The sequence below is a fragment of the Stenotrophomonas sp. BIGb0135 genome (genome assembly GCF_024810105.1).
In the GTDB taxonomy this organism is placed as follows: domain Bacteria; phylum Pseudomonadota; class Gammaproteobacteria; order Xanthomonadales; family Xanthomonadaceae; genus Stenotrophomonas; species Stenotrophomonas maltophilia_AB.
The window spans coordinates 132,389-146,497 of sequence record NZ_JANUDX010000002.1; the positions used below are offsets into that span (position 1 = coordinate 132,389).

At 66.1% G+C, this 14,109-nt stretch carries 11 protein-coding genes; 7 read left to right on the plus strand and 4 right to left on the minus strand.

The window, feature by feature from the left end; translation table 11 throughout:
• The first annotated feature begins 41 nt into the window (after positions 1-41).
• From M2421_RS05015 to M2421_RS05025, 3 genes are all read left to right on the plus strand, one after another.
• Positions 42-422: an SseB family protein gene (locus M2421_RS05015; protein WP_259203772.1), complete on the plus strand. Its 381-nt coding sequence runs from the start codon at positions 42-44 to the stop codon at positions 420-422.
• 126 nt (positions 423-548) lie between these two features.
• Positions 549-2,048, plus strand: a complete 1,500-nt coding sequence (locus M2421_RS05020) for an ATPase domain-containing protein (RefSeq protein ID WP_259203774.1) — start codon at positions 549-551, stop codon at positions 2,046-2,048.
• A complete protein-coding gene (locus M2421_RS05025; protein WP_259203775.1) occupies positions 2,038-4,104 on the plus strand; it encodes a PAS domain-containing sensor histidine kinase in 2,067 nt (688 codons plus the stop codon). The genes M2421_RS05020 and M2421_RS05025 overlap by 11 nt, the downstream gene beginning before the upstream one ends.
• 79 nt (positions 4,105-4,183) lie before the next feature.
• Here M2421_RS05025 and M2421_RS05030 read toward each other — a convergent pair whose 3' ends face one another.
• From M2421_RS05030 to M2421_RS05040, 3 genes are all read right to left on the minus strand, one after another.
• On the minus strand, positions 4,184-5,203 hold the full coding sequence (locus tag M2421_RS05030) for an HNH endonuclease (RefSeq protein WP_259203777.1): 1,020 nt from the start codon (positions 5,201-5,203) through the stop codon (positions 4,184-4,186).
• An 82-nt stretch (positions 5,204-5,285) separates the two neighbouring features.
• Complete coding sequence (locus M2421_RS05035) at positions 5,286-8,864, minus strand: M1 family aminopeptidase (RefSeq protein ID WP_259203778.1); 3,579 nt, start codon at positions 8,862-8,864, stop codon at positions 5,286-5,288.
• Positions 8,865-8,877: 13 nt separating this feature from the next.
• Positions 8,878-9,771, minus strand: coding sequence for an ABC transporter ATP-binding protein (locus tag M2421_RS05040; protein ID WP_259203779.1), 894 nt, complete (start codon positions 9,769-9,771; stop codon positions 8,878-8,880).
• Positions 9,772-9,935: 164 nt separating this feature from the next.
• Here M2421_RS05040 and M2421_RS05045 point away from each other — a divergent pair, with 164 nt between their 5' ends.
• Positions 9,936-10,256: a hypothetical protein gene (locus M2421_RS05045; RefSeq protein WP_259203780.1), complete on the plus strand. Its 321-nt coding sequence runs from the start codon at positions 9,936-9,938 to the stop codon at positions 10,254-10,256.
• A 6-nt stretch (positions 10,257-10,262) separates the two neighbouring features.
• On the opposite strand, the gene M2421_RS05050 is transcribed toward M2421_RS05045, so the two are convergent.
• A complete protein-coding gene (locus M2421_RS05050; protein ID WP_259203781.1) occupies positions 10,263-11,294 on the minus strand; it encodes a LacI family DNA-binding transcriptional regulator in 1,032 nt (343 codons plus the stop codon).
• Positions 11,295-11,708: 414 nt separating this feature from the next.
• Between M2421_RS05050 and M2421_RS05055 the strand changes: the two genes are divergently transcribed.
• From M2421_RS05055 to M2421_RS05065, 3 genes are all read left to right on the plus strand, one after another.
• Entirely contained in the window at positions 11,709-12,107 is a 399-nt protein-coding gene (locus tag M2421_RS05055) for a hypothetical protein (protein WP_259203782.1), read from the plus strand.
• A 307-nt stretch (positions 12,108-12,414) separates the two neighbouring features.
• A complete protein-coding gene (locus tag M2421_RS05060; RefSeq protein WP_259203783.1) occupies positions 12,415-12,969 on the plus strand; it encodes a single-stranded DNA-binding protein in 555 nt (184 codons plus the stop codon).
• Between the two features lie 235 nt (positions 12,970-13,204).
• Positions 13,205-14,101 (plus strand): TIM barrel protein, encoded by an 897-nt coding sequence (locus M2421_RS05065; RefSeq protein WP_259203784.1) that lies wholly within the window; start codon positions 13,205-13,207, stop codon positions 14,099-14,101.
• Positions 14,102-14,109 lie beyond the last annotated feature (8 nt).

The window sequence follows — 14,109 nt, forward strand, 5'->3', positions numbered from 1 at the left end:
CCCGGTACAATCCGGGGCCGCCACGCCCCGGAATAGTGCCCGTGACCGAACTGCCTCCGCAGAATCCGCTTGAAACCCTGCTGCAGTCGGCGATGGACGGCCAGTTGCCGATCGCGCTGTTCATGAAGGCCTTCGTCGCGGCCGAGGTGGTGTTGCTGACCGGTAGCCTGGTCACCCCCGATGGCAGCGGCTTCGACCCGCTGCTGTTCGACAAGCAGGGCGTGCTGCACGTGGCGGTGTTCACCGACATCGCGCGGGTCGGGTTCCACAGCCAGCAGGCGCCGCATACGATCCGCATGCAGATGATCGAGGTGCTCAGGCGCGTGCCGGGGGGCTACGGTGTCGTGGTCAACCCGGGCACCCGGTTGGGCATGGAGCTGTCGCCGGCCGGCATCGGCGAGATCCTCAAGGACTTTGCCTGAGGGCGGCCGAGAGGGCGTTTTACGCCGTTTACACATTGCTTAATCTGCTTCTAGCAAGACAGGCAGGTCACACAATATCTACACAATGCCCGTTGCTAGACTCGCCGCGTCGAAAATGGCGAACCTATGCAGACACAATCCTCCCGCATCACCACCGGCATCCAGGGCCTGGATCAGATTCTCCGCGGCGGTTTCCCGCAGGGGCGCCTGTATCTGCTGGAAGGTCCCCCAGGGTCGGGCAAGACCACCCTGTCGCTGCAGTTCCTGTTGGAAGGCCTGCGCAGGGGCGAGCGCTGCCTCTACATCACCCTGTCCGAGACCGCCGAGGAGCTGCGCGAGGTCGCCACCGCGCATGGCTGGTCGCTGGACGGGCTGCACCTGTTCGAGCTGGGCTCGGCCGAGGACGCGCTGGGCAATGGCCGCCTGCAGTCGGTGCTGCACTCCTGGGAGGTGGAGCTGGATGAAACGGTCAACCTGATCCTGGGCGAAGTGGAGCGCATCCGGCCCAGCCGCGTGGTGTTCGACTCGCTCTCCGAGCTGCGCCTGTTGTCGCAGGATTCGCTGCGCTATCGGCGCCAGATCCTGGCGCTCAAGCAGTTTTTCGCGCCCAAGAGCGCCACCGTTTTCCTGGTCGACGACCTCACCTCCACCAGCGAGGATCGCGACGGCCAGCTGCACAGCCTTTGCCACGGCGTGCTCTCGCTGGAACGGCTGACCTTGGACTTCGGCCCGGCGCGGCGCCGCCTGCAGGTGCAGAAGCTGCGGGGCGTGGACTTCATCGCCGGTTACCACGACATGGTGATCCGTGCCGGCGGCCTGGAGGTGTTCCCGCGCCTGATCGCCAACCAGCACCACGAGCAGTTCGACGGAACGGCGGTCGGCAGCGGCGTGGCCGAGATCGACAACCTGCTTGGCGGCGGCCCACTGCGCGGCACCTGCACGCTGTTGACCGGCCCGGCCGGCAGCGGCAAGACCAACGTCGCGCTGCAGTACATCTGGGCCGCCTGCGAACGCGGCGAGCAGTGCTGCATCTTCGAGTTCGACGAGCGCGTGGGCACCCTGCTGGCCCGTGCCAAGTCGCTGGACATCGACCTGCACCAGCACCTGGCATCGGGCCGGCTGGAAATCATGCAGATGGACCCGGCCGACATCTCCCCGGGCGAGTTTTCCTGGAACATCCAGAAGGCCGTCGAGGGGCGCGGCTGCAGCGTGTTGATGATCGACAGCCTCAACGGTTACGTCGCCGCCATGCCGCAGGAAAAGCAGCTCATGCTGCAGCTGCACGAGATGCTCTCCTACCTCAACCAGAAGGGCGTGGTCACCTTCCTGGTCAACCCGCAGCATGGCCTGGTGGGCTCGATGTCCACCGGCAACCTCAACGTGTCCTACATCGCCGATGCGGTCATCCTGTTCCGCTTCTTCGAGGCGCAGGGGCGGATCCGCAAGGCGATTTCGGTGATCAAGAACCGCGGCGGGGCGCACGAAGACACCATCCGCGAGCTCAAGATCGACGGTAGGGGCCTGGCGCTGAGCGGCCCGCTGAAGGAATTCCGGGGCATCCTCACCGGCACGCCGGAATTCGTGGGCGACAGTGCCGCGCTGCTGGGCCACTCGCATGCCGGATGACGACGGGGCCGGCATCGTCCATATCGTCGCACCGTTCGGCCGCGACGCCGACAGCATCGCCACCGTCCTGCATACCGCCGGGCTCAGTACGCGCATCCTGCCCACCCTGGCGGCCCTGAGCGACTCGCTCGACGAACAGGCCGGCGTGGCCCTGGTGACCGAGGAAGCCGTCGCCGGCGGAGTCGACGCGCTGGTGGCCGCGTTGGCCGCGCAGCCGGCCTGGTCGGACCTGCCGTTCATCCTGCTGCGTTCGCCGCGCGCGCACCGGCGTGCGCCGGCCGACGGACTGTTGCCGCGTTCGGTCAACGTCATCGAGCTCGATCGTCCGTTGGGTAGCCTCTCCCTGCTCAGCGCCGTGCAGGGCGCGCTGCGCGCGCGCGAGAAGCAGTACCTGGTCCGCGACCAGATGCAGGCGCTGGCCGACAGCCGCGTGGCCCTGGTGCGCAGCGAGTCCGAGCTGCGCCTGATTGCCGATGCGATGCCGGTGCTGATCGCCTTCGTCGACCGCAGCCTGCACTACCGGTTCGCCAACAAGGCCTACGAAGCGTGGTTCGACCTGCCGATCGGGCAGGTCATCGGCAAGCACGTGGGCGAGGTCGTGGGTGTCGATGTGTGGCAGGCCCGGCTGCCGGCCATGCAGCGCGCGCTCGCCGGCGAGGAAGTGCAGTATGAGGTGAGCTGGCCACGCGCCGATGGTGGGCGGCGTGACAGCGAAGTGCGCTACTCGCCACGCGTGGCCGCAGACGGCAGTATCGACGGCTTCCATGTCTTCGTCACCGATATCACCGTGGCCAAGCTCGCACTGGAAAGCAGCCAGCGCCACGCGCATGAGCTGGAGGCCATGGTCGCCGAGCGTACCCGTGAGCTGGAGGCGCAGATGGCCGCGCGCGAGGCCAGCGAGGCGGCGTTGCGGCAGTCGCAGAAGATGGAGGCGATCGGCCAGCTCACCGGTGGCATCGCACACGACTTCAACAACATGCTGACCGGCATCCTGTCGGCGCTGGACATCGTGCGGATGCGCCTGGAGATGGGCCGCGTCGACGACCTCGAACGTTTCCTGGACACCGCCACCGCCTCCAGCCAGCGCGCCGCCGGCCTGACCCAGCGCCTGCTCGCGTTCTCGCGCCGGCAGTCGCTGGACGCCAAGCCGGTGGAGCTCAACCAGCTGGTCGGCTCCATCCAGCACCTGCTGCGCAGCACCCTGGGTGAGAGCATCGTCGTGCGCACCCGGCTGGCCAGCGATCCCCTGCATGCCGTACTGGATACCAACCAGTTCGAAAGCGCGCTGCTGAACCTGGCCATCAACGCCCGCGATGCGATGCCCGGCGGTGGCGAGCTGGAACTGAGCACCACCGCGGTGCAGCTCGGCGAGGACGAGGTCGCCACCATCCCGGCTGGACGCTACACCGTGGTGGCCGTGGCCGACACCGGCACCGGCATGCCCCCCGAGGTGGTCGAGCGCGCGTTCGAACCGTTCTTCACCACCAAGCCGATCGGCAAGGGCACCGGCCTGGGCATGTCGATGGTGTATGGCTTCATGCAGCAGTCCGGCGGCCACATCGCCATCGATTCGACGCCGGGGCAGGGCACCGCCGTTTCGCTGTACATCCCGTTGGTCGAACCCGCTGCCGAGCCAGACAAGGCGCCGGGCGCGGCCACCGTCGCGCTGGGGGCGGGCCAGTCCATCCTGGTGGTCGAAGATGACGAGCAGGTGCGCATGCTGGTCACCGTGGTGCTCGAAGACCTGGGTTACCAGGTACAGGTGGTGGGCGATGCCAATGGCGCGATCCCGATCCTGCAGTCCGCGCGCGGCATCGACCTGCTCATCACCGACGTCGGCCTGCCGGGGCTCAACGGCCGCCAGCTGGCCGAGATCGCGCGGCAGTCACGCCCGCAGTTGCCGGTGCTGTTCATGACCGGCTATGCGGAAAAAGCCCAGGAGCGCGCGGCGTTCCTCGAGGAGGGCATGGCGATGATCGCCAAGCCCTTCCCCCTGGATGCATTCAGCGCCGCCGTGCGCCAGTCGATGGGCGAGGCGGTCAGCATCCAGGCATGAACCGAGGAGGTATCCGACGTTGCTGTTGCGAGAAGACTACGTCGAGGACTGCTCGACGCAGCCACCCGATCAGGATGCATCACGCTTGGAAGACTGTCTCTCGATGCAGTTGAAGATATCGGCGCTGACGCTCTGAAGGCCTTCGCCTCAGTCCTTTTGGAGGAAGAAGCTGCGCTGCGCTTTCAGGTGCCAGTATCGATGAAGTGATCAAGTGCCCCGATTCATCGAAGGTAATCAAACCTCTGTCGAAAAGTGCGTCAAGATTTGCAGTTAGCAGAAGGCCATTTTCTGGATCAAGTCGCTCCTCATCGTTTGCATCTCGCCATGGCAGGATGTGCGAAGCCCGCAATATGGAAAGGACTGTGCAGCCACTTGCGGCACATTGCTCTTCCCAGTGGCGCATGAGGGCTGTACGGAATGCGCCTTGACCCAGTCGCGCGTCTACGAGTGCCGCTCGGGTTGTTTGTGAGATCTCTCGCTGCGCGAGATCTTCCAAGTCTTCCACAACACTGTTGGTTCGCCAGTCGTCAACTGGGTCGGCAAGAGGAGCGGGCGCTGACACTGCTTGCGTAGCGCCCTTGTCAAACTTGACGCCGCGCCTGATCGTGAACGTCCCATCCGTATGGTTGAAGTCAGTGACCATCCATTCGGCGTGGTCAAGCTCCCGATAGTCGGCCTTGGAGGAATCGCCTTCGGATCCAGCACGCATACGTCCTGCGACCAAGGCAACCCGAACGGGTATTTTTTTTGCGAACGCGCGCTGCAGCCCGTTATCCAGTCGGTCGGCGCGTTTTGCCCCCGCATGATTCTTCTGGCTCTCCATGGACTTTATGGTCGGCCATAGGGAGTAAGACTGAAACACTCCCAAGGCGTCGGACTGGAGGCTTTCGAACCACAGGCAGAGCAGCGGTTGATTGTCGCCCTGTTCGAAGTACCACTCGTAGCAGTACTTGGGGTTCGTGTCTGGATTACCTGTCGTGCTGGATGCCCAATCTTCCACGTTTTGCCCGGCTTCCTTCACCACGTCAATGATCTTTCGCTTCGACGTCGGACGAAGGGCTTCGATGTCTGCGTGGACGGTATCAATGCTGATGGTCAATCTGACATTCCTTATGTCTTATCTCACTGGGGTGATGTGCGTTGCCAGCTCCGCATAACGTGCTGGACGAGCGATTGCATGTTTACAGGCTCACCTTGCGCCGGTTGTCATCGCTCACCCGGTCGATCAGCTTGTTGTACGGATCGAACCCGGCTTCATCCGGGTTGCCGTCCACCACCACCGTGATCGTCGGTGCCGCCTCGGTGATGTGGTGGCGCTGCAGGTACAGCACCTTCTGGTCGCGCTCCTTGCCCGAGGCGGCATTGGCGAACACGCCTACCTCGATCCAGTCGTCCATCTTCCCGGCCGCTTCCTTGCCGCCGCCGTCGGCGTAGCGCTTCTCGGCATGCAGGGCGAGGGTGACCTCGTACTTGCCATCGGCCCGCCTGCGCGCCTTGGCCTCCAGCAGCCGGTTGTCGTACAGGGTGATCTTCTCGAACAGGTCGGTGACCACCTGCTGGCGGTCGGCCGGGGTCTCGGCGCGGATGTAGGCCAACAGCTCGCGCGAGGTGGTGTACGGCGGTTGCTGGTAGCCCTTGTCCTCCAGGAAGCGCTTGAGCGCGCGGTTGAGCGCGGCCTCGCCGATCTCCTCGCGCAGGCGGTAGAACACCAGTGAGCCCTTCTCGTAGTGGATGTACTGCTGGTTCTCCACCCGCTCCAGCGGCAGCTCCTCGATGCGCTCGCCGCCACGTCCGGCCAGGTAACGGTCCAGTTCGGTCTTCAGGAACTGGCGCATGTGGGCGCGGCCATACGTCTTCTCCATCACCATCAACGCCGAGTACTGCGACAGCGACTCGGAGAGCACCGTGGCGCCCTGCACGTTGGCACCGATCACCTGGTGCGCCCACCACTGGTGTGCGATCTCGTGCGCGGTGACGTAGAACACGTAGTCGATCTTGTCCGGGTCGCGCAGATCGGCGATGAAGCCGATCGACTCGGAGTAGGGGATCGTGTTGGCGAAGGACTGCGCGAAACTCTGGTAGCCGGGGAACTCGATGATGCGCACCTGGCGGTGCTGGTACGGGGTGAAGTTGGCCTCGTAGTAGGCCATCGACTTCTGCACCGCCTCGATCATCCGGTCCACGTTGTAGCTGTGGCGCGCATCGAAGTACACCTCGATCGGGATGTCCTTGTACATGCCGCGCTTGACCTGCCAGCGCGCCGACAGGTACGCGTAGAAGTTCAGCATCGGCCGGTCCATGGCATAGCGGAAGCAGCGTCGGCCATCCACCGTCTTTTCCTCCTGCAGGTAGCCCGGGGCGAGGGCGATCTGGTCCGGCGCGGTGCAGATGGTGGTGCGGAAATCGAGCCAGTCGGCATCGTCGGAGATGTAGGTGTTGGCGCGTGCGGCCTCATCCTCCAGTTTCGGCATGCGGGTCGGCTCGCCCAGCCCGCGCTTGCGGCGCTCGTTGCGGTCTTCCAGCTGCGCGCGCTCGTCGTAGCCGAACGAGGGCAGCATGCGGCTGTTGAAGAAGCTGCCGTTTTCGACCACATCGGTGGGGGCCTGCCCGGCGGTGATGCCATCGGGATGCTGGTCCACGCGGAAGTGCACGCGGCGCTCCTCGCCCGGCTGCAATGGTGTATTCAAGTGGTAGATGCGGTAGCCCAGGTCGACATCATGGAAACGTAGGGTCTGCCCGCCCAGGTCCACGGCCACCAGCTGGCGGTCGTCGTCCATCGCGATATGGATGTCGGTGATGGGCGTGGCATGGCTGTTGCGCACGGTCCAGTCGGCATCGATGGTGACCGACTGGGTTTCCGGATGCAGGTCGACCCGGTTGTCCACCGCGGTGATGCGTGGCTGGGGCAGGTTGCGGTACTTGGACAGCTCACGCTCGTAACGCGCCTGCAGGTCGCGCTGCTGGTCCGGCGACAGGAATTCATTGCGGATGTTGGTGTTCCAGTACAGCCAGCCGCCGACCGCCACGAAGCCCACCATGGCCAGCGCCGCACCCACACCAGCGGGGCCGCGCAGGCGATGGCCGGCAAGAGTGATGCGCTGGCGCAGGCCCATTCCGACCCCGCGTACCCAGAATGCCGACGCCAGGCACAGCAACGCGGCCAGCAGCAGCGCCCAGTAGCTCTGGAACGCCAGCTGCCCGACCAGGAAGTGGCCGAAGCCGTTCATGTCCGAATACGGCGCGTTGGGCCAGTTGCCGAAGTTGTAGAGGTTCTGGGTGTAGTCCAGCAGGCCGAGCGCGACCTGGCCGATCATCACCACGATCAGCAGCGCATAGCCGGCGAACTTGTTGTTGGTCAGCACCTGCAGCACCAGCGCCATGCCGCCCATCAGCACATAGAACACCGAGCCCAGCGCCAGCGTCTGCAGGTACACCAGCGGCTCCAGCCGGGTGTAGCCCTGGCCCAGCTGCAGCAGCATCGACACCGCCGCGCCCACCGCCTGGAAGCAGGCGATCACCACCACCAGCACGGTGAACTTGGCCAGCAGCGGCACCCAGTTCGGCACCGGCATCGCATCGTTGACTTCATTGAGCCGCGCGGTGCGTTCCTTCCACACCAGCTCGCCGGCGTAGAACAGCACGATGATCACCAGCAGCCAGCTGTACGCGCCCTGCAGCGAGGCCAGCATCTCGGCGGTGACCGGGTAGATCGGCGTGCCGTACAACGATTCCTGCGTCAGCGCGCCGGGAATGAAGTTGGCCAGGCCCAGTACCAGCAGCACCAGGAACGGCACGCTGCGCAGCACGCCGGCGGTATCGAAGCGGACCTGGCGCAGGTACTGCTGCCAGCCCGTGGCCGCGCCGAACGCAGGGCGGATGCGCGGCACCCCCCACTGCGCGGGACGCGATGCGGCAGGTGCCGGCGCGGCGGCCTTCCGGCCCCAACGACGTCGCCCGCTGCCACTGCGCTCGGTGCGGAACAGCGCGAAGGTCGCCGCGAACAAGGCAGCGGCAACGCCCAGCCACAGCGCGCGGTTGGCCAACAGGTAACCGGCCACCTGCGGCAGCTGGGTGTTGCTCTGTTCGGCCGCCCAATAGCGCACGGTGCGCCCGAGCGCGCGCATGCCCATCGGCTCGCCCAGCGTGGCGATCCAGGTGTTGTCGATGTCGCGCAGCAACGAGGCGCTCACCCCGTACAGCACGAAGTAGCCGACCAGGCCGATGTATACCCACAGAATCGAGCGGGTGAGCGCGGCCAGCATCGCCAGCAACGCGGTGGTGAACACCAGATTGGGCAGCACGATGAAGGCGAACGTCCACGCGTAGCCACGCAGCGAGATTGGCCCCATCCGCGCCGGGTCCACCCAGGGCATGAACGGGGCCAGGAACAGGCCCACGGCGATGATCACGTAGAACAGCAGCCCGGCGCACAACGCCGCCAGGATGCGCCCGGCCAGGTAATCGCGGCGCTTGATCGGGCTGGCGAAGATCAGCTCGGCAGTCCCCAGTTCGAAATCGCGCAGCAATGCATTGCTGACGAACAGGGTGGATACCAGCATGCCCATTATGGTGAACACGCCCATGAAGCGGGCGATCACAATCGGCGCGTTGCTGTGCACGTTGCCGGCGCCGCCGCCGATCTGCACCGCATCGCTGGAGGCCGCGGCGAAGGCCAGCGCGGCGAACAGCAGCGACAACAGCCAGAACAGGGGGGAGCGGAGCTGCTCGCGCAGCTCGAAGCGGAAGAAGGCGGTGATCATGGGCGCGCTCCGGTCAGGCGGCCCGCGACTGCAGGCGCAGTCGCTGGAAGTACACATCCTCGAGGTCGGGGGCGACCGCCTGGAACCCATCGCCCGGATCGCTGGCGCTGTGCACGTGGATGACCGGGCGCCCGCCCACCAGGCGGGTGGACAGCACCACGTGGTTGGCTTCATAGCTGGCCAGTTCGGCGGCCTCCACCTGCTTGCGCCAGACCTGCTGCTGCAGGGCCTCGATCGCATCGCTGGGCTTTCCGGTCAGCAGCACCTGGCCCTTGTTCATGATGGCCATGCTCGGGCACAGGTCGGTGACATCCTCGACGATGTGGGTGGACAGGATCACCGCCACGTTCTCGCCGATGGCGGCCAGCAGGTTGAGGAAGCGGTTGCGTTCCTCCGGGTCCAGGCCGGCGGTGGGCTCGTCCACGATCACCAGGCGCGGATCGCCGAGCAGTGCCTGGGCGATGCCGAAGCGTTGGCGCATGCCGCCCGAATAGGTGCCCAGCTTGCGCTTGCGCGCGTCCCACAGGTTCACCTGCTGCAGCAGCCCGTCCACCACCTCGCGGCGCTGGGCCTTGCGGGTGATGCCCTTGAGCACGGCGAAATGGTCCAGCAGGTCCAGTGCGCTCACCTTGGGATACACCCCGAAGTCCTGCGGCAGGTAGCCCAGCCGGCGCCGCACCGCATCCTTGTCGCGCAGCACGTCGATGACCGGCTCGCCGGGAATCTCCAGGGTCACGCTGCCGCTGTCGGCTTCCTGCAGGGTGGACAGGGTACGCATCAGCGAGGATTTGCCCGCGCCGTTGGGGCCCAGCAGGCCGAACATGCCGCGCGGGATATCGAGCGTCACTCCGTTGAGCGCGTGCACGCCGTTGGCGTAGGTCTTGGACAGCGAGCGGATCTGCAGCATGGGGCGGACACCTTTCCCTGTGTTGAAGAGCGAGTTATGGGCGCAAAGCGGGGACGCTGCATCCGCCGTAAGTCATGGATCGGTGGGCGAGTGGGGGGCGGTATGGCGCAGAGCGACAATCCCGGGCTACGATCGGCGCGGACTGCCCAGCCAACGCCCATCCCATGATCGACCCCGCATCCGCGTCGCTCGGCAAGCGCCACCTCGATATCGCGGCGGTCATGTGGTTTCTGGGCGTATTGGGAGGTGCCGCCGTAGGCGTGGCGCTTTCCCATATGGGCTACGACGGCGAAGGGCTCGCCCTTGCGTTGACATGGCTGGTGAACCTGGGCGTGGCCTGGCACCTTGCGAACGCCGCACACGCTCAAGGCAGACGACGCTGGCTATGGGGGATGCTTGCTGCGATCTGGCCGGCTGCTTCGATGGGGGTATGCAGCTTTCTTAACTTCAGCCGCTGGTTTGGCTGGAGCAAACCACCTGCTTGAACGGTCTCACCCGCGCCGTGACGATTCCCGCAGCACCTGCTTCACGGCGATCGTCTGGCCGTCCACCGCCTCGCCGTTGATCAGCGCCAGCAGCTTCTCCACCAGCAGCTGCCCGGCCTGCTTGGTGTCCTGCTGCACGGTGGTGAGCGTGGGCGAGACCGAGGCGGCCAGCGGGATGTCGTCGAAGCCAGCCAGCGCCACGTCCTGCGGGATGCGCAGCCCGTGCTCGCGCAGTGCGCGCATCGCCCCGATCGCGATCAGGTCGCTGGCCGCGAATACCCCGTCGAGGGTTTCGCCGCGTGCCAGCAGCGCCTGACAGGCATCGAACCCATCCTGCTCGGTGGTGATCGCATCGTGCTGCAGGGCGGGCTCGGCGCTGATGCCACGCGCCGCCATCGCCGCGACGTGGCCGCGGTAGCGTTCCTCGAATTCCGGGTAGTGGCTGGAGGCATGGCCGATGAAAGCGATGCGCCGGCAGCCCTGGTCCAGCAGGTGCGCGGTGATGTCGAACCCGCCCTGGAAGTTGTCGCTGCCGATCGAGACCCCGGGCTGGTCGGGCAGCGCCGCGCCCCAGCGCACGAAATGGGTGCCTTGCTCAACCAGTCGCTGCAGGCGCTCGCGCGACTCGTGGTAATCCCCGTAGCCGAGCAGGATGATGCCGTCGGCCTTGTTGCTGTCCTCGTAGTCGGCCTGCCAGTCGGTGGACAGCTGCTGGAAGGACACCAGCAGGTCGTAGCCACGCAGCGCGCAGGCGCGGGTGATCGAGCCGAGCATGGCGTGGAAGAACGGGTTGATCAGCGAGTCGTCGTTGGTCGGGTCTTCGAAGAACAGCAGGGCCAGCGTGCCGGCATTGCGCAGGCGCAGGCTGGAGGCGTTCTTGTCCACCTTGTAGTTCAGCTCCCGGGCGATGCGCAGGATGCGCTCGCGGGTTTCCGGGTTGACCATCGGGCTGCCGCGCAGGGCGCGCGAGACGGTCGGCTGCGACACCCCGGCCAGGTGGGCGATGTCCAGGGAAGTGGCTTTGCCTCGGATGGTCATTGCGGGGGTACGGCGGGGACGACGACCTGCATGATGCCATGGCGCTCGGCGCCTCGGCGCCTGCCCGGACCTGGTGGCGAGGCGCCGGGCAGGCGTGGCGGTGGACGCAGTGTCCGGGCCGGCGATACAGTCGCCACGCAGGGGCCGACAGGACAGGGCAGTGGCAGGCGACCGACCAGCAAGGGATATGTGGGGCGCGTGGCGCCGCGATGCCAGGGCGGGCATCGCGTCCATTGTGGTGTGCGTGCTGGTCGCGGCGCATCCCGGTACTGCAGTCGCAGCGGGCAGCGGCCGCCACCCCACGCGCGCCACCGCCGTCAGTGCCGATGAACTCAGCCGGCAGATCATTACGCTGCTCGCCAACGAGCCGGCGGGCGTGGCTTCAAGGGGGTACCCGCGTCGCGCTGGAACCGCTTGTCCGCCACGGCGATGGCCCCATCACCGGTTCGCCCGGGCGTTATCCGGTCGCACGCGCGGGTCGCCGAGGGCTGGGGATACTGGATCGAGTCCCGGCCCAAGCCGGCGGGGCATCATGTGGTGGAATTCTATATTGTCGGCGAGCCGCCGGGCGCTGCGCCGGCCCATTGCACGTTCCCGTTCGACACATTTGCCAAGCGTCTTGTACGCCGCGGCTTCAAGTATGCGGGACGGCAATGGCCGCCGTTGTCGCCGCGCGTCAACTTTTTCTCCAGGCCCTACCTGCCGGTCACCGTGATCACTTACGTGCCAAGCGCCGCGCCCGGCAATGCGGCATGCGTGCAGAGCGTCCAGGTCCAGACGCCGGAGCAGGGCTGGACTGAACCCGGTGGATAGGCAGGGACGTGGCCTGCTCCGGGGCGGCCTCGCCGACGCGAGAGGTGCCAGGAGCGGTCGGCCATCGGCGCTGGCCCGGCCGATCCCGGGCGTTCCGGGATGATCCGGTGCGCCCCTTGCGCTACAAAGCTCGAGGCGGATTCCGGTTCGCGCCGGCGGGAATCCCGACAGGGCCGGGGACGGCGGCAATGGTAAGATGGTGCCTTCTGGACCCCCCAATTTCACCTGGGGCAGCCCGCGTATCTGCACCCCGCCCGGGGCTGTGATATGACTGCGGCCTGCCCTCGGACAACGGAAGAGCAACCCTATGGCGCGCGGCATCAATAAAGTCATCCTGGTCGGCAACCTCGGCAACGACCCGGACGTGAAGTACACCCAGGGCGGCATGGCGATCACCCGCATCAGCCTGGCCACCACCAGTGTCCGCAAGGACAAGGATGGCAACCAGCAGGAGCGCACCGAATGGCACCGGGTGGTGTTCTTCGGCAAGCTCGGCGAAATCGCCGGCGAATACCTGCGCAAGGGCAGCTCGGTCTACGTCGAAGGCAGCCTGCGCTACGACAAGTACACCGGCCAGGACGGCGTGGAGAAGTACTCCACCGACATCATTGCCGATGAAATGCAGATGCTGGGCGGCCGCGGTGAAGGCGGCGGCGGCGGTGGTGGTGGTGGCAACTATGGCGGCGGCGAGCGTCCGCAGCGCCAGCAGGCTCCGCGCCAGGAGTACGGTGGCGGTGGCGGTGGCGGCGGTCAGCGCCAGGGTGGCCAGGGTGGCGGTTATGGCCAGCAGCGTCCGCAGCAGCAGCCGCAGCAGTCGGCGCCGCCGATGGATGACTTCGCGGACGACGATATTCCGTTCTAAGCCACCGTCGCTACCTGCACACGCAAAAGGCCCGCTTCGCAGCGGGCCTTTTGCTTTTTCCTGCCTCCATCGCGGAGTGACACGCCACGCGTGTCGCGTTCGGCAGTGTTGTGCCCTGCAGCATCCATTTTCGTGCACTGCGTCTTGCATTGGCTGGATTTACTCCTCTATGGTGCAATCGATTGCATTGCGGTGAATGGTTGCGTTTGATGCCGGTTGGGAGGCCGGAAGGTGGATGTCCATCCCTTTGATCGAACCGGTCCCGGCCCAGGGGCTCACGCGGAGAGAGGCGCTGCGCATGGCGGTCGCCGGGGGCCTTGGCCTGGGCGCTTGGGGCGTCCTGCCTGCGCCCGCCGCCGCTGCGCCGCTCAAGGGCAACCTCAAGCACTCCGTCGCCCGCTGGACCTTTCCGCAGTTATCGGTGGCCCAGCTCTGCCAGACGGTGCAGGGCATCGGTTTCGCCGCCATCGATCTGGTCGGCCCGGAGGACTGGCCCACGCTGAAAGCCAGCGGCGTGTACAGCGCCATGTGCAACGGCGCGGAGCTGGGCCTGGACAAGGGCTTTGCCGGTCGCCAGTTCCATGATCAGCTGGTCGCGCGCTACCTGCGGCACATCGACCTGGTGGCCGATGCCGGCTACCGCAACCTCATCTGCTTTTCCGGCAACCGCAACGGCATGGACCCCCAAGAAGGCATGGCCCATGCCGAGGCCGGGCTCAAACGCATCCTTGGGCATGCCGAAAAGCGGGGCGTCGTGCTGGTGATGGAGCTGCTGAACTCCAGGGTCGATCATCCCGACTACCTGTGCGACCACTCCGCATGGGGTGTGGAGCTGTGCCAACGGCTCGGCTCGGATCATTTTGGCCTGCTGTACGACATCTACCACATGCAGATCATGGAGGGCGACATCATCGCCACCATTGGCAGGCATCACGCGTGCTTCAAGCACTACCACACCGCAGGCGTGCCTGGCCGGCACGAGATCGGAGATCAACAGGAGCTCCACTATCCCGCCATCTGTCGCGCGATCCGCGACACCGGTTTCGATGGCTATCTGGCGCAGGAGTTCATGCCTGCGGCGCCGGATCCCGTCGGCTCGCTGCGCGAGGCGATCCGCCTCTGCGATGTCTGAAACGCACT

Bases quoted from the DNA above. Each gene is read 5' to 3' on its own strand.
- M2421_RS05020 (WP_259203774.1), top strand. From the start codon at position 549: ATGCAGACACAATCCTCCCGCATCACCACCGGCATCCAGGGCCTGGAT.
- M2421_RS05040 (WP_259203779.1), bottom strand. From the start codon at position 9,771: ATGCTGCAGATCCGCTCGCTGTCCAAGACCTACGCCAACGGCGTGCAC.
- M2421_RS05050 (WP_259203781.1), bottom strand. From the start codon at position 11,294: ATGACCATCCGAGGCAAAGCCACTTCCCTGGACATCGCCCACCTGGCC.
- M2421_RS05035 (WP_259203778.1), bottom strand. From the start codon at position 8,864: ATGATCACCGCCTTCTTCCGCTTCGAGCTGCGCGAGCAGCTCCGCTCC.
- M2421_RS05060 (WP_259203783.1), top strand. From the start codon at position 12,415: ATGGCGCGCGGCATCAATAAAGTCATCCTGGTCGGCAACCTCGGCAAC.
- M2421_RS05045 (WP_259203780.1), top strand. From the start codon at position 9,936: ATGATCGACCCCGCATCCGCGTCGCTCGGCAAGCGCCACCTCGATATC.
- M2421_RS05025 (WP_259203775.1), top strand. From the start codon at position 2,038: ATGCCGGATGACGACGGGGCCGGCATCGTCCATATCGTCGCACCGTTC.
- M2421_RS05065 (WP_259203784.1), top strand. From the start codon at position 13,205: ATGTCCATCCCTTTGATCGAACCGGTCCCGGCCCAGGGGCTCACGCGG.